Annotated in this window: 10 protein-coding genes; 7 read left to right on the plus strand and 3 right to left on the minus strand. The window is 62.1% G+C overall.

All coding sequences use genetic code 11. The features are described 5' to 3' along the window. Nucleotides 1-19 precede the first annotated feature (19 nt). The 3 genes from PspS04_RS02075 to aceE all read right to left on the minus strand — a co-directional run bounded on the left by PspS04_RS02075 (nt 20) and on the right by aceE (nt 6,050). Nucleotides 20-1,429, minus strand: coding sequence for an alkaline phosphatase D family protein (locus PspS04_RS02075; protein ID WP_159993344.1), 1,410 nt, complete (start codon nt 1,427-1,429; stop codon nt 20-22). A gap of 317 nt (nt 1,430-1,746) precedes the next feature. Continuing rightward, nucleotides 1,747-3,393 (minus strand): dihydrolipoyllysine-residue acetyltransferase, encoded by a 1,647-nt coding sequence (gene aceF, locus PspS04_RS02080; RefSeq protein ID WP_095167154.1) that lies wholly within the window; start codon nt 3,391-3,393, stop codon nt 1,747-1,749. Between the two features lie 11 nt (nt 3,394-3,404). Then, nucleotides 3,405-6,050 carry a pyruvate dehydrogenase (acetyl-transferring), homodimeric type gene (aceE, locus tag PspS04_RS02085; protein ID WP_095167153.1) on the minus strand — a complete coding sequence of 882 codons (2,646 nt, stop codon included), beginning with the start codon at nt 6,048-6,050 and terminating at the stop codon, nt 3,405-3,407. 382 nt (nt 6,051-6,432) lie between these two features. Here aceE and glnE point away from each other — a divergent pair, with 382 nt between their 5' ends. From glnE to PspS04_RS02120, 7 genes are all read left to right on the plus strand, one after another. Further along, nucleotides 6,433-9,372, plus strand: coding sequence for a bifunctional [glutamate--ammonia ligase]-adenylyl-L-tyrosine phosphorylase/[glutamate--ammonia-ligase] adenylyltransferase (glnE, locus tag PspS04_RS02090; protein WP_159993346.1), 2,940 nt, complete (start codon nt 6,433-6,435; stop codon nt 9,370-9,372). 334 nt (nt 9,373-9,706) lie between these two features. Beyond that, a complete protein-coding gene (gene waaF / locus PspS04_RS02095) occupies nt 9,707-10,741 on the plus strand; it encodes a lipopolysaccharide heptosyltransferase II (RefSeq protein WP_095167151.1) in 1,035 nt (344 codons plus the stop codon). A 1-nt stretch (nt 10,742) separates the two neighbouring features. Beyond that, complete coding sequence (gene waaC / locus PspS04_RS02100; RefSeq protein WP_159993348.1) at nt 10,743-11,804, plus strand: lipopolysaccharide heptosyltransferase I; 1,062 nt, start codon at nt 10,743-10,745, stop codon at nt 11,802-11,804. Next, entirely contained in the window at nt 11,804-12,925 is a 1,122-nt protein-coding gene (locus PspS04_RS02105) for a glycosyltransferase family 4 protein (RefSeq protein WP_159993350.1), read from the plus strand. The genes waaC and PspS04_RS02105 overlap by 1 nt, the downstream gene beginning before the upstream one ends. Further along, nucleotides 12,925-13,731: a lipopolysaccharide core heptose(I) kinase RfaP gene (gene rfaP / locus PspS04_RS02110; protein WP_159993352.1), complete on the plus strand. Its 807-nt coding sequence runs from the start codon at nt 12,925-12,927 to the stop codon at nt 13,729-13,731. Before PspS04_RS02105 ends, rfaP begins: the two co-directional genes overlap by 1 nt. After that, the gene (locus PspS04_RS02115) at nt 13,731-14,483 is read left to right on the plus strand and encodes a lipopolysaccharide kinase InaA family protein (protein WP_159993354.1); all 753 of its coding nucleotides are present in this window, start codon (nt 13,731-13,733) and stop codon (nt 14,481-14,483) included. Before rfaP ends, PspS04_RS02115 begins: the two co-directional genes overlap by 1 nt. Then, the gene (locus tag PspS04_RS02120; RefSeq protein ID WP_159993356.1) at nt 14,483-15,925 is read left to right on the plus strand and encodes a lipopolysaccharide kinase InaA family protein; all 1,443 of its coding nucleotides are present in this window, start codon (nt 14,483-14,485) and stop codon (nt 15,923-15,925) included. The genes PspS04_RS02115 and PspS04_RS02120 overlap by 1 nt, the downstream gene beginning before the upstream one ends. Nucleotides 15,926-16,037 lie beyond the last annotated feature (112 nt).

Below are 16,037 nucleotides of genomic sequence, written 5' to 3' on the forward strand. Positions count from 1 at the left end.
GGATTTCGTAAGGCCACACCTACACAACAAGTGGCAGAGTCTGGGGGGGAGGGTGCAGGGGAAGGTTTACCGAATACAACAGGTCGCCACCCGTGTCGCGGTACTCCACGCGAATATGCTCGGTGTGCACCGTCAGGTGTGCGAAGTTGTCCTGGCTGATCACCTTGCTTGTCCATTCGAGGTAATAGTCGCCGGCAGCGGTTTTCGCCAGCGGCTGGTCAAGGATGAACGACGAGGACTTGGCAAAGGGCAGCCAGGCGCTGTTGCAAAACGGTGACGAGACGATGGTCTGCACCTCGAAGTCCGGGTCTGCTGTGTGACGTAGGCGCGAGGTGAGTGAGCCGTGGACGTCACCCGAGATGATCAGCACATTCCTGATCTTGTGCAGGCGGATGTTTTCGAGGATGCGCAAGCGCTGTTCGGGGAAGGCTTTCCAGGTGTCACTGTCATTGCTTTTACTGTCCGGGAACAGCATCACGCCGGTGACCAGCATTTTGACCCGCGCCGGGCTGTGGATCAGCCACTTGAGCACCGCTTGCTCTTGATCGGCATCGATGATGCGTCGGTCGTCGGCCGAGAGGTTGCGTCGGGTTCGGGTGTCCATGACAAACCACTCGATGTCCCCCTGGGCAAATTGGTACCAGTAATGTGCCGGCTGGTCATCGGGTTGCTCGCCAGCCGGACCATGACTGGCTTGATAGATTTCGTACGCGGCCATCGCGTTGCGATACAGGCTGTTGTCGTTGCCACCGGCGTTGGCGGGCCAGTTATCCTCTATTTCGTGGTCGTCGAGAATCATGTAGGTCGGCAATGAGGCCATTAGCGCCCGAATATGGGGCTGAGAAAAAGCCGCGCGGTACTTGGCGAGAATATCCGGGTAATCGCGGTCCGGGGCGACGAGGTTCATGTCGTCCACATACACCTGGTCACCGGTCATCACCAGGGCGCTGATCGCTGGCGAGGAGGTGTCTGCCAGCCGCTTGATCGCCGCAAAGATCCGGTCGCCCTTGGCGGGCGCTGACGGGAGACCCAGGGTCATGCGCAGGTAGCGGCACGAGCCGACGATGTAGCTGCGGGGGGTGCAGGCTTTGCTGGAGGCGGTGCGAAAGCGGTAGGTTTCCCGGGGCCATTGCAGTTTTAACGGGTCAAGGGTTTCCAGGGCTGGTCGGGTATTGCCCGTATTGAACCAGCCTGCCTGGTACTCATACTCGGTATCGCTGGCGAGGTCATGCAGCGCGATCACCGCCGACATGTCGCGAGCCGTCGTCAACTCGGCAAAGAGCACTTTGGACCAGTTCGGATCGCCCGTGCGGCGATAACGCAGCCCGGCAAATACCCAGGCGTTGGTCACTGGGGCGCCTCGCAGAAACAGGCGGGTGTGTTGAAAGGTGGTATGGCCAACAATCGGGCCGACAGTAGGCTTGAGCATATTCGAATCCATTCGAAGTGCGGCGTGGGAAGTCGCGTCCAGCACGGTATGTGTGCTTTGCAATTCATCTTATGGCTGGAGGGCATTTGAGAATTGGCGGGGAAGTGGACCCGGGACGTGGTCCTGGTCAACTGTTGGCGTAGTCTTTGGTGTTAACGCCGGTAGGAATGCGTAGCGGTTTTGCCTAAGCGCCTTTCGAGGTTGGGCTGTTTTGCAGGCAAAAAAAGCCCCGCCAATTGGCGGGGTTGAGGTACGAGCGTGGCGCTCGGAAAACGTGGAGCACGCAGGGCCCTTCGCGAAAGAAGGGCCCAGCGGTCTTACAGCAGGATGGTGCGGATGTCGCCCAGCAGGTCGCTCAGACGCTTGGTGAAACGGGCCGCAGCGGCGCCGTTGATCACACGGTGGTCGTAGGACAGCGACAGCGGCAGCATCAGTTTCGGCTGGAAGGCTTTGCCGTCCCAGACTGGCTGGATGGTTGCCTTGGACACGCCGAGGATCGCCACTTCCGGTGCATTGACGATCGGCGTGAAGCCGGTGCCGCCAATGTGGCCGAGACTGGAGATGGTGAAGCAAGCGCCTTGCATGTCGTCGGCCGTGAGCTTCTTGTCGCGGGCTTTGGCAGCCAGCGCAGCGGCTTCGCCAGCCAGTTGCAGCAAGCTCTTCTGATCAACGTTCTTGATCACAGGAACCAGCAGGCCGTCTGGGGTATCAACCGCAAAACCGATGTTCACGTACTTCTTGCGGATGATCGCCTTGCCGCTTGGTGCCAGGGAGCTGTTGAAGTCCGGCAGTTCCTTGAGCAGGTGTGCGCAAGACTTGAGCAGCAGCGGCAGAATGGTCAGCTTGACGCCAGCCTTCTCGGCCACAGCTTTCTGGGCAATACGGAACGCTTCCAGCTCGGTGATATCCGCCGAGTCGAATTGGGTCACGTGCGGAATGTTCAGCCAGCTGCGGTGCAGGCTCGACGCGCCGATTTGCATCAGGCGGGTCATCGGCACTTCTTCGGTTTCACCGAAGCGGCTGAAGTCCACGACTGGAATCGGAGGGATGCCAGCGCCGCCAGTAGCACCGGCGGCCGGGGCTTCCTTGGCCTTCTGCATCATGGCCTTGACGTAAACCTGCACGTCTTCCTTGAGCACACGACCGTGCGGGCCGCTAGGGCTCACCGAATTCAGCTCGACGCCGAATTCACGGGCCAGTTGGCGTACGGCCGGACCGGCGTGAACCTTGGCACCGCTTGGCGCTGGCGCAGCAGCCGGGGCCGCAGCGGCCTCGGCTTTGGCAGCAGGAGCAGGGGCGGCAGCGGCAGGTGCCGCTTCAGCCTTGGCCGCCGGAGCTGGCGCAGCAGCAGGTGCTGGGGCTGCAGAGGCTGCACCCTGGACTTTGAGCTTGAGGATAAAGTCGCCAGTGCCGACTTCGTCTTCGAGCTTGACCGCGATGCTTTCCACGACGCCGGCAGCCGGCGAAGGGATTTCCATGCTGGCCTTGTCGGATTCCAGGGTGATCAGCGACTGATCAGCCTCGACGGTGTCGCCGACCTTGACCAGCAGTTCGATGATCTTGGCCTTGCCCGACGAGCCGATGTCCGGGACATGAATGTCCTGCACGGTGGCGGCGGCAGGTGCAGCAGCCGGGGCCGCAGGGGCCTGGGCAGCAGCTGCAGGCTTTTCAGCCGCAGGAGTGGCAGGAGCAGCGGCAGGAGCGGCTGGCGCAGGGGCTGCATCAGCAGCACCTTCGATTTCCAGCTCCAGCAGTTCGTCGCCTTCTTTCAGGCGATCGCCCAGCTTCACTTTCAGGCTCTTGACCACGCCGGCCTTGGGAGCAGGGATTTCCATGCTCGCCTTGTCCGATTCCAGGGTCAGGATGCTCTGGTCGGCTTCGACTTTGTCGCCGACCTTCACAAACAGTTCAATTACTTCACCTTCACCGCTGCCGATGTCAGGTACGCGAATGAGTTCGCTCACGGAAAATCTCCTCAGCAGTCCAGTGGGTTGCGTTTTTCCGGGTTGATACCGAACTTGGCGATGGCTTCAGCCACAACCTTAGGTTCGATGTCACCACGGTCAGCCAGTGCTTCCAGGGCTGCCAACACCACGAAATGACGGTCAACTTCGAAGAAATGACGCAGTTTCTTGCGGCTGTCGCTGCGGCCGAAACCGTCAGTGCCCAGGACTTTGAATTCCTTGGACGGTACCCACTGACGGATCTGCTCGGCGAACAGTTTCATGTAGTCGGTAGAGGCAATCACCGGACCTTTACGGCCGTTCAGGCACTCTTCGACGTAGCTCAGCTTAGGCTTCTGGCCTGGGTGCAGACGGTTGCTGCGCTCCACGGCCAGGCCATCGCGACGCAGTTCGTTGAAGCTGGTAACGCTCCATACGTCAGCGCCGACGTTGAACTCTTCACGCAGAATCTTCGCCGCTTCACGGACTTCACGCAGGATGGTGCCGGAGCCCATCAGCTGTACGTGGTGCGCCGCTTCGCGGTTGTCTTCTTCGAGCAGGTACATGCCCTTGATGATGCCTTCTTCCACACCGGCCGGCATGGCTGGCTGCTGGTAGGACTCGTTCATCACGGTGATGTAGTAGAAAACGTCCTGCTGCTCTTCGGTCATCTTCTTCATGCCGTCCTGGATGATCACCGCCAGCTCGTAGCCGTAGGTTGGATCAAAGGTGCGGCAGTTCGGGATGGTGGCAGCCAGGATGTGGCTGTGACCGTCTTCGTGTTGCAGGCCTTCGCCGTTCAGCGTGGTCCGCCCAGCGGTACCGCCGATCAGGAAGCCACGGGTACGGCTGTCGCCGGCCGCCCAGGCCAGGTCGCCGATCCGCTGGAAGCCGAACATCGAGTAGAAGATGTAGAACGGCAGCATTGGCTGGTTGTGGTTGGAATACGAAGTACCGGCCGCGATGAAGGAGCTCATGGCGCCTGCTTCGTTGATCCCTTCTTCAAGGATCTGGCCCTTCTTGTCTTCCTTGTAGAACATCACCTGGTCTTTATCGACTGGCTCGTAGAGCTGGCCGACGGAGGAGTAGATGCCCAACTGGCGGAACATGCCTTCCATACCGAAGGTACGGGCTTCGTCCGGGATGATCGGGACGATGCGCGAACCGATTTCCTTGTCCTTGACCAATTGCGCGAGGATCCGCACGAAGGCCATGGTGGTGGAGATTTCACGGTCGCCCGAGCCGTCCAGGATCGCCTTGAGGGTGTCCAGTGGCGGGGTCGGAATGCTCACGCTCTGGGCGCGGCGCTGTGGCACGAAACCGCCCAGTGCAGTACGACGCTCGCTCAGGTAGCGGGCTTCAGCGCTGTTTGGCTCAGGCTTGAAGAACGGCAGGTTCTCCAGCTCTTCGTCCTTGACCGGGATGTCGAAACGATCGCGGAACAGCTTCAGGCTTTCAACATCAACCTTCTTGGTGTTGTGCGCGGTGTTTTTCGCTTCGCCGGCACCGGTGCCATAACCCTTGATGGTCTTGGCCAGGATGACGGTCGGTTGTTCTTTGTGGTTGACCGCTTCGTGGTACGCCGCGTAGACCTTGTACGGGTCGTGGCCGCCACGGTTGAGCTTCCAGATCTCGTCGTCGGACAGATCGGCAACCATCGCCTTGAGTTCTGGCGTGTTGAAGAAGTGCTCACGGACGAACGCGCCGTCCTTGGCCTTGTAGTTCTGGTACTCGCCGTCGATGACTTCGTCCATGCGGCGTTGCAGGATACCGTCGACGTCCTTGGCCAGCAGTGGGTCCCAGAAACGGCCCCAGATGACTTTGGTCACGTTCCACTGGGCACCACGGAACACACCTTCGAGTTCCTGGATGATCTTGCCGTTGCCGCGAACCGGGCCGTCGAGGCGCTGCAGGTTGCAGTTGATGACGAAGATCAGGTTGTCCAGCTTCTCGCGGCCAGCCAGGGAGATCGCGCCCAGGGATTCGGGCTCGTCGCACTCGCCGTCGCCCAGGAAGCACCAGACTTTCTGCTTGCCTTCCGGAATGAAGCCACGGGCTTCCAGGTACTTCATGAAGCGTGCCTGGTAGATCGCCTGGATCGGGCCCAAGCCCATGGATACAGTCGGGAACTGCCAGAAGTCAGGCATCAGCCAAGGGTGCGGATAGGACGAGAGGCCCTGGCCGTCGACTTCCTGGCGGAAGTTGTTCATTTGTTCTTCGGTGATGCGGCCTTCCATGAACGCACGGGCGTAGACGCCTGGCGAGGTGTGACCCTGGAAGTAGATCAGGTCGCCGCCGTGTTCGTCGGTCGGGGCCTGGAAGAAATAGTTGAAGCCGATGTCGTACAGGGTAGCGCTGGAGGCGAAGCTGGAGATGTGACCGCCCAGGTCAGAATCTTTCAGGTTCGTACGCATCACCATGGCCATCGCGTTCCAGCGTACCAGCGAGCGAATGCGGCGTTCCATGAACAGGTCGCCAGGCATGCGTGCTTCGTGGGTAACGGGGATGGTGTTGCGGTATGGCGTGGTGATGGCGTAAGGCAGTTGCGAACCGCTACGGGTTGCGAGTTCGCCCATACGGGTCATCAGATAGTGAGCACGGTCTTCGCCTTCTTTGTCGAGAACCGATTCCAGGGCGTCCAGCCATTCCTGGGTTTCGACGGGATCGAGGTCTTGCATGGCTTGCTCCAGGGCGGAAAGGCTACCAGAATCGGTTGCCTGAGTTAGCGACTGGCCTTGTGGGCAGACGTTATAAATTCTTGGAATGCCGGAGGTTGATTCGGCGGCGTGTAGTTTTACTACAAATCTCCGGGCATTTCAGCCTTTCGAATGTATATACGAGTAGTAAAACTACAGAAGAACGGCTTGTGGCCTCCTGCTGTGTTGTGAGAATAATCGTTACTCTTGGTCTTTAGCCAACCAGAATAGGGTCGAGCGTGATGCTGGCTACCAAAAATATTGAGATTTCAGCTATTTCTAACCTTTGTTCGACAGTCCTTTGCGTAGTGCAATTGCTGGGTTCACTACAGACCGCCCTTTCTACGCCGATCAAGGATAGACCATGAGCCTGCCTTCGCTTGCCCAACTGCCCGCCATTCTCCAGCCGTTTGTCAGCCGTGCCGAGCAATCGTTGCGCGCGGCCGTGGCCGCCCTCGACGATGATCATGGCCTGTCCACCTGGACGCCCGAACGCTGGGCGCAATGGGCTCGCGTGACGGGCGCCAGCGACTTTGTCTCTGAACAATGTGTACGTGACCCCTTGATGTTGCTGGCGCTGGTGCAGTCCGGCGAGTTGGACCGCCCTTTCGCTGCGGGCGAGCTATGCGCGCAGATCGCAACGGCAGCGCAGGCAGCTACCACCGATGACGAACTGGCCCGGGCACTGCGCCGCCAGCGTAACCGGCACCAGGTGCGCATCATCTGGCGCGACCTGAACCGTCAGGCCGACTTGATCCAGACCTGCCGCGATCTCTCGGACATGGCCGATGCCAGCATCGACCAGGCCTATCAGTGGTTGTACCTGCGCCACTGCCAGCAGTTCGGCACGCCCACCGGGCGGCGCAGTGGCGAGCCGCAGCAGATGGTCATCCTCGGCATGGGCAAGCTCGGCGCGGTGGAACTCAACCTGTCCTCGGACATCGACCTGATCTTCGCCTACCCCGAAGGCGGCGAGACCGTCGGCGTCAAGCGTGCGCTGGATAACCAGGAGTTCTTCATTCGCCTGGGCCAGCGGCTGATCAAGGCGCTGGACCCGATGACCGTCGACGGTTTTGTATTTCGCGTCGACATGCGCCTGCGTCCGTACGGCTCGTCCGGCGCGCTGGTGCTCAGCTTCAATGCCCTGGAGCAGTACTATCAGGACCAGGGCCGTGACTGGGAACGCTACGCCATGATCAAGGCGCGGGTGGTGGCCGGCGACCAGGTCGCAGGGGCGCAATTGCTCGACCTGCTGCGCCCGTTCGTCTATCGGCGCTACCTGGATTTCTCGGCGATCGAAGCGCTGCGCACCATGAAGCAGTTGATCCAGCAGGAAGTGCGGCGCAAGGGCATGGCCGACAACATCAAGCTGGGCGCCGGTGGCATCCGTGAAGTGGAATTCATCGCCCAGGCCTTCCAGCTGATTCACGGCGGCCGCGACCTGAGCCTGCAGCAGCGTCCTCTATTAAAGGTGCTCAGCACGCTGGAAGGGCAGGGTTACCTGCCGCCGGCGGTGGTCGGCGAATTGCGCGAGGGTTATGAGTTTCTGCGTTACACCGAGCACGCGATCCAGGCGATTGCCGATCGGCAGACACAAATGCTCCCCGACAACGAGCAGGATCAGGCGCGCATCGCCTTTATGCTGGGTTTTGCCGACTGGCCAGCCTTCCATGCGCAGTTGATGTATTGGCGGGGCCGGGTCGACTGGCATTTCCGTCAAGTGATCGCCGATCCCGACGAAGAGGAGGGTGCGCAAAGCGAAGTGGTGGTCGGTGGTGAATGGTTGCCGCTGTGGGAAGACGCCCAGGACGAAGAAGCCGCGTGCCGTCAGTTGCAGGAGGGCGGTTTTGCCGATGCGCCGAAAGCCCTGAAGGCCTTGGCCGGCCTGCGAGGCAGTCCGCAGCTGCGGGCAATGCAGCGTCTGGGGCGCGAGCGTCTGGACGCCTTTATCCCGCGCTTGCTGGCCCAGGCCGTCGAGCACGCCAACCCGGACCTGGTGCTGGAGCGCGTGCTGCCATTGGTCGAGGCCGTGGCGCGGCGCTCGGCGTACCTGGTATTGCTCACGGAAAACCCGGGTGCCTTGCGCCGCTTGTTGACGCTGTGCGCGGCCAGTCCGTGGATTGCCGAACAGATCACCCGCTTCCCGCTGTTGCTCGATGAGCTGCTCAACGAGGGGCGTCTGTTCAAGCCGCCCCTGGCACCGGAGCTGGCGGCGGAGCTGCGCGAGCGCCTGACGCGTATTCCCGAGGATGACCTGGAACAGCAGATGGAGGCCCTGCGGCACTTCAAGCTGGCGCACCGCCTGCGGGTCGCCGCCTCGGAAATCGCCGGTAGCCTGCCCTTGATGAAGGTCAGCGACTACCTGACATGGCTGGCCGAGGCGATCCTCGAGCAGGTCCTGGCCCTGGCCTGGCGCCAGACCGCCGCCAAGTATGGTTCGCCACAGCGCCCCGACGGCACCTTGTGCGACCCAGGCTTTGTGATTGTTGGCTACGGCAAGGTCGGCGGCCTGGAACTCGGCCATGGTTCGGACCTGGACCTGGTGTTTATCCACGACGGTGACCCGCAGGCGGAAACCGACGGGCCCAAGCCGATCGATGGCGCGCAATTTTTCACCCGCCTGGGCCAGCGCATCATTCATTTGCTGACCACCCAGACCAACTCCGGGCAACTCTACGAAGTCGATATGCGCCTGCGGCCTTCCGGCGCCTCGGGGCTGTTGGTCAGTTCGCTGGGGGCGTTTGAGCGCTATCAAGAGAATGAAGCGTGGACCTGGGAACATCAGGCGCTGGTGCGCGCCCGTGTGCTGGTGGGCAGCCAGGATGTCGGCCAGGCGTTCGAGAAAGTCCGCGCCAAGGTGTTGGGGCGAGCCCGCGATTTGCCCAAGCTGCGCCAGGAAGTCAGCGAGATGCGCGCCAAGATGCGCGATAACCTGGGAACCAGGATTACCGGTGCCGGGACGGCGGCCAATGCCTTCGAAGCCACGGTGCTGTTCGACCTCAAGCAGGACGCCGGTGGTATCGTCGATATTGAATTTATGGTGCAATACGCGGCTTTGGCGTGGTCCCAGACGCATCCGCCGTTGCTGCGCTGGACAGACAACATCCGCATTCTGGAAGAGCTGGAGCACGAAGGCTTGATGCCTGCGGCCGATGCCAGCCTGATGCGTGAGGTCTACAAGGCCTATCGCGCCGCCGCTCACCGCCAGGCGTTGCAGAACGAGGCCGGGGTGGTGGCAGGCAACCAGTTTGTCGATGAGCGCCAACAGGTGTTGCGAATCTGGCGCGAGTTGGGGCTAAGCTGACGCGGGGTAGTTCAAACACCTCATGCCCCTTGTGGGAGCGGGCTTGCCCGCGATGGCGTCGTCAGACATCACCGTTGATGTCGGCTATTACATCGTTATCGCGGGCAAGCCCGCTCCCACAGTGAAGGTGCTGTGATTGGTAGATCTGGAGCCACTCAAGCGACACTGCACGGGATGTGCACCAATACCCATGTGGGAGCGAGCCTGCTCGCGATAGCGGAGTGTGAGTCGACAGCAGTGTTGAAGGTAATCACCCCATCGCGAGCAAGCCCGCTCCCACAGTGTTTTTCGAAGCAGGGAGGCCAATGCCTCCCCTATTCGTTTGTGGATAACTATGAAAATTCTGATCGTTGGGCCCAGTTGGGTCGGTGACATGGTGATGGCGCAGACACTGTTCATGTGTCTGCAGCAGCGTCATCCACAGTGCGAAATCGACGTGCTGGCCCCGGAGTGGAGCCGGCCGATCCTTGAGCGCATGCCCCAGGTGCGCCGGGCCTTGAGCTTTCCGCTCGGCCACGGCGCGCTGGAGCTGGCAACGCGCCGGCGGATCGGCAAGTCCCTGGCCGGCCAGTACGACCAGGCGATCCTGCTGCCCAACTCGTTGAAGTCGGCGCTGGTGCCGTTTTTTGCCGGCATCGCCAAGCGCACCGGCTGGCGTGGCGAGTTTCGCTACGGTCTGCTCAACGATGTGCGCACGCTGGATAAAGAGCGCTACCCGCTGATGATCGAGCGTTTCATGGCGCTGGCCTATGAACCGGCAGCCGAACTGCCGACGCCTTATCCACGGCCCAGCCTGCAAATCGATCCTGTGACCCGCGAGGCGGCATTGGCCAAGTTCGGCCTGACCCTCGATCGCCCGGTGCTGGCGCTGTGTCCGGGGGCCGAGTTCGGCGAGGCCAAGCGCTGGCCTTCCGAGCATTACGCCAAGGTCGCCGAGGCGAAGATTCGCGAGGGTTGGCAGGTCTGGCTGTTCGGTTCGAAGAACGATCACGCGGTCGGCGAAGAGATCCGTTCCCGGTTGATTCCCGGGCTGCGGGAAGAGGCGATGAACCTCAGTGGCGACACGTCGCTGGCCGAGGCCATCGACTTGCTGTCCTGCGCCGACTCGGTGGTCTCCAACGACTCCGGGCTGATGCACGTGGCCGCGGCGCTGAATCGTCCGCTGGTGGCGGTCTACGGTTCGACTTCGCCGGGCTTTACCCCGCCGCTGGCCGAGCACGTCGAAATCGTGCGCCTGGGCATCGAATGCAGCCCGTGTTTTGACCGCACCTGCCGCTTCGGCCATTACAACTGCCTGCGCCAGCTGATGCCGCAAGCGGTGAACGATGCCTTGCAGCGGTTGCAGGGCACTGTGGTCGAGGTTCGTTAAGTTGCGGGTACTGTTGATCAAGACCTCTTCGCTGGGCGATGTGATCCATGCGTTGCCCGCGCTGACCGACGCTGCGCGGGCGATCCCCGGCATCCAGTTCGACTGGGTGGTGGAAGAAGGCTTCGCCGAGATCCCCACCTGGCATCCGGCGGTGGGCAAGGTGATTCCCGTGGCGATCCGTCGCTGGCGCAAGAATCTCTGGCAGACCATCAAGAGCGGCGAGTTCAAGCGCTTCAAGCAAAACCTGCAGGCGACCAAGTACGACTTGGTGATCGATGCCCAGGGCCTGCTCAAAAGTGCCTTGCTGACCCGTTACGTGCGGGCGCCGGTGGCTGGCCTGGACAAACACTCGGCGCGCGAGCCGCTGGCGGCGCGCTTCTACTCGCGGCGCCTGGCGGTGGCCCGTGGGCAACATGCGGTAGAGCGTTTGCGCCAGTTGTTCGCCGTGGCCCTGGGCTACGACTTACCCAAAGGCCTGGGCGACTACGGCCTGAACGTCGAGCGCCTGGTGGAGTTGCCGCGCAAGAATCCGTACGTACTGTTCCTGCACGGCACCACCTGGGACACCAAGCACTGGCCGCAAGCCTATTGGCGCGAACTGGCCGAGCGCATGGGGCACCTGGGCATGGCGGTGAAGTTGCCGTGGGGTAATCCGGCCGAGAAGGCGCGCGCCGAGCGAATCGCCCAGGGCCTGCGTAACGCCGAGGTGTTGCCCAAGCTGAACCTGGCGGGCGTCGCCAAGGTGTTGGCCGGCGCGCAAGCCTGCGTGGCGGTGGATACCGGCCTCGGGCATCTGGCCGCGGCGCTGGACGTGCCGACGGTGTCGCTGTTCGGTCCGACCAACCCGGGCCTGACGGGCGCCTATGGTCGCAGCCAGGTGCACATGGCGAGTGATTTCCCCTGTGCGCCGTGCATGCAAAAGAAATGTACCTACCAACCGACGGCTGAAGACCAGCGTCGGTTTGATCTCAAGCGCGAGTGGCCACTGTGCTTCACTCGCCTGAACCCCGAGCGTGTCGCGAGCCGACTGAGCACGTTGTTAATGGCTGAGGAGCTGCGCTGATGCAATTGGCTTTTGTACTGTACAAATATTTCCCGTTTGGCGGCTTGCAGCGTGATTTCATGCGCATTGCCCTGGAATGTCAGCAGCGCGGACACCAGATCCGCGTTTACACGCTGATTTGGGAAGGCGACGTGCCGCCGGGTTTTGAAGTGCTGGTGGCGCCGGTGAAGGCGTTCTTCAACCATCGGCGCAATGAAAAACTCAGCGCCTGGATGGCCGAGGACCTGGCCAGGCGCCCGGTGGACCGCCTGATCGGTTTCAACAAGATGCCTGGCCTGGACGTCTACTACGCCGCCGACGGTTGCTTCGAGGACAAGGCGCAGAACCTGCGCAATTCGTTGTACCGCCGCTGGGGTCGCTACCGGCATTTCGCCGAGTATGAGCGCGCGGTGTTCGCCAAGGACGCGAAAACCGAAGTGCTGATGATCTCCGAAGTCCAGCAGCCGCTGTTCATCAAGCATTACGACACCCCGCTGGAGCGCTTCCACTTGCTGCCGCCGGGCATTGCCCAGGACCGGCGCGCGCCGCCGAATGCCGGCGAAATTCGCGCGGACTTTCGCCGTGAGTTCTCCCTGGCCGACGACGAGTTGCTGCTGGTGCAGATTGGCTCCGGGTTTAAGACCAAGGGCGTTGACCGCAGTCTCAAGGCCCTGGCCGCGCTGCCGGCCGAATTGCGTAAACGCACGCGGCTGTTTGTAATTGGCCAGGATGACCCCAAAGTATTCCAGTTGCAGAGTGCCGCACTGGGCCTGGGCGATAATGTGCAGTTCCTCAAGGGCCGCAGTGATATCCCGCGGTTCCTGCTCGGTGCCGACCTGTTGATCCACCCGGCGTACAACGAAAACACCGGGACGGTACTGCTCGAAGCGCTGGTGGCCGGGTTGCCGGTGCTCGTCAGCGCGGTGTGCGGTTATGCCCATTACATCGCCGAGGCCGACTGCGGCCTGGTGCTGGACGAGCCCTTCGAGCAGGCGCAACTCACGCAGTACCTGACGACCATGTTGAGCGATGATGCCGCACGTGCGGCCTGGAGCCGTAATGGCCTGGCCTTCGCTGACACGGCCGACCTTTACAGCATGCCGCAGCACGCGGCGGATGTGATTCTGGCGGAGCAACACTGATGAAGTTGATTCTGGCCGAACCGTTCAAGAGCCTGTGGGCCGGACGCGATGCGTTCAGCGCCGTCGAAGGCCTGGAGGGCGAGGTTTACCGTGAACTCGAAGCGCGCCGCACCCTGCGCACCGAAGTCGCTGGCAACGGCTACTTCGTGAAGATTCACCGGGGTATCGGCTGGGGCGAGATCTTCAAGAACCTGCTCACGGCCAAGCTGCCGGTGCTCGGCGCGGGCCAAGAATGGCGGGCGATCCAGCGCTTGCACGAGGCCAGGGTGCCGACCATGACCGCCGTGGCCTATGGCGAAAAAGGCAGCAACCCCGCTGACCAGCATTCATTCATCATCACCGAAGAGCTGGCGCCGACCGTCAGCCTCGAAGACTTCAGCATCGACTGGGCCCGGCAAGCGCCGGAGCCCCGGCTCAAGCGCGCGCTGATTGCCGAAGTGGCGCGCATGACCGGCATGATGCACCGCGCCGGGGTCAATCACCGCGACTGCTATATCTGCCATTTTCTGCTGCACACCGACAAGCCGGTCACGGCTGAGGACTTCAAGCTCTCGATCATCGACCTGCATCGGGCCCAGACCCGCCCGGCGATCACCCGGCGCTGGCGCAACAAGGACCTGGCCGCGCTGTACTTCTCGGCACTGGACATCGGCCTGACTCGCCGCGATAAGCTGCGTTTCCTCAAGGGTTATTTCCTGCTGCCGTTGCGCCAGATCCTGCGTGAAGAAGCCTCGCTGCTGGCCTGGCTCGAGGGCAAGGCGAACAAACTGTACGAGCGCAAACAGCGCTATGGGGATGCGCTCTGATGACTGATTTTCTAGCCGCCGAGGACCGCGAGCGGTTCGAACGCCACGGGCTTGCCACGTTCGATGCGCTGTGGGCGCGGGAACTGGAAGCGGTGGACGAGCCCAACACCTCGGGTGGGGGCTGGAGCAGCGTGTTCCGCCTGGACCTGGACGGCCAGGGGTATTACCTCAAGCGCCAGAGCAACTACCTGACCCGGACCCTGCACCGACCCTTCGGCGAACCGAGCTTTGCCCGGGAATTTCGCAACATCAGTCGTTACCGGCAGTTGGGGGTTCCGGCGCTTGAGGCGGTGTTCTTTGGCGAGCGCAAAGTCGCCGGCGAAGTCCGCGCGATCCTGCTGACGCGGGCGCTGGATGGCTGGAGCGACCTGGATGCGCTGCTGCAACAATGGCCGCAGCTCAGCGCCGGGCAACAGGCGGCGATCCTGCGCGCCTGCGGCTTGTTGGCGCGACGGCTGCACGGCGTGCGCCAGGTGCATGGCTGCTTTTATCCCAAGCACATCTTCTTGCAGGCCGATGGCGAAGGCTACCGGGCGCAACTGATCGACCTGGAGAAAACCCGCCCGCTGCTGTTTGGCCAGCGCGACCGGGTCAAGGATCTGGAGCCGTTGTTGCGCCGAGCGCCGGTCTGGAGCACCGAGAATGTGCGCAGCTTGCTGGCGGCGTACCTGGATCAACCCGCCGACAGTGCGCTGGTGGATGCCTGGCTGCAGCGCTTGTCCGCTCGACGCAGTCATAAGGGGACGCGTTGATGCGTTTGTCTGAACTGAAAAACGCCGGACGCACCCCACAACTGCCGTTGAGCCTGGAGTTGGCCGATGCCGCGGGCCCGGCGCAGTTGCAACTGCTCAGTCTGCTGCGGGTGCTGCCCGGCCAGCGCTATGTCGGGGCCGGGGTCTGGCGCGGGCGTCCGGTGTTGGCCAAGTTGCTGGTGGGCCGCAAGGCGGCGCGGCATTTCCAGCGTGAGCTGGACGGTGTGCGCCTGCTCGCGGCCCAAGGCCTGACCACCCCGTTGTTGCTGGCTGACGGCCTGAAAGAAGGCGAGGGCGGCTGGTTGCTGTTCGAACTGCTCGAGGGCGCGCACAGCCTGGGCGACGCCTGGCAACAGGTCGAAGCCCTGCCAGTGCTGGCGGATGAGCAAAGCGAAGTGCTGGCCGAGGCGCTGGCCGCCATTGGCCAGATGCACAGCAAGGGCCTGTGGCAATCGGACCTGCACCTGGACAATCTGCTGCGCCACGGTGGTCGGCTGTATTTGATCGACGGTGCCGGGATTCATGCCGAAACCGCGGGGCAGCCGTTGTCGCGGCAAAAGGTCCTGGAAAACCTCGGGGTGTTTTTTGCCCAGTTGCCCAAGACGCTGGAGCCGTTCACCGAAGAGTTGCTGGTGCATTACCTGCTGAGCAATGGCGAGCACGCGTTGCCGCTCGAAGCCTTGCAGAAGCAGGTACGCAAGATTCGTAGCTGGCGACTCAAGGATTACCTGATCAAGGTTGGCCGCGAGTGCTCGCTGTTCGCCGTGCAGCGCGGGGCCTTTGGGTTGCGTGCGATTCGCCGCGACGAAGAGGCCGCCATGTTGCCGGTGCTGGAGCAGGCCGATGCCTTGCTCGACCAGGGGCATCTGTACAAGACCGGCGGCGCGGCGAGTGTGGGCAAGGTTGAGGTGGGTGGTCGTACGCTGGTGGTCAAGCGCTACAACATCAAGGGGTTTGCCCACTGGCTCAAGCGTTTCTGGCGTCCGAGCCGCGCCTGGCATTCCTGGCGCGAGGGCAATCGCCTGGCGTTCCTCGGCATCGCCACGCCCAAGCCGCTGGCGTTGCTGGAAAAACGGTTTTTCTGGCTGCGCAGCCGGGCCTACCTGATCACCGAGTATCTGCCGGGGCCGGACATCATTGAGCGTTTTGCGCCCTATGTGGAAAGTGGCGAGGCGCCTGAGGCTGAGTTGGTGGCGCTGGATCAACTGTTTGCCGAGTTGATCGCCGAGCGCATCAGTCATGGTGATTTCAAGGGGCATAACCTGTTCTGGGACCGGGATCGCTGGTCGTTGATTGACCTGGATTCGATGTGTCAGCACGCTTCACTCAGTAGTTTTGCGCCGGCTTATGCGCGGGATCGGGCGCGGTTCATGCGTAATTGGGGTGAGGGGTCGGCGTTGTATCGGGTGATTGATCAGCGGTTGCCCAAGCAGGTGGCTTGACTCTTTTTTTTGGAGGGGTATACCCCAACCCCCCGTAGCAGCTGTCGAGCCCGCGAGGCTGTGTTCGAGGACGCAGTCCTCGCCGCCCGTCATCTTTACGCTATAATCTCGC

This window comes from Pseudomonas sp. S04, from assembly GCF_009834545.1.
In the GTDB taxonomy this organism is placed as follows: domain Bacteria; phylum Pseudomonadota; class Gammaproteobacteria; order Pseudomonadales; family Pseudomonadaceae; genus Aquipseudomonas.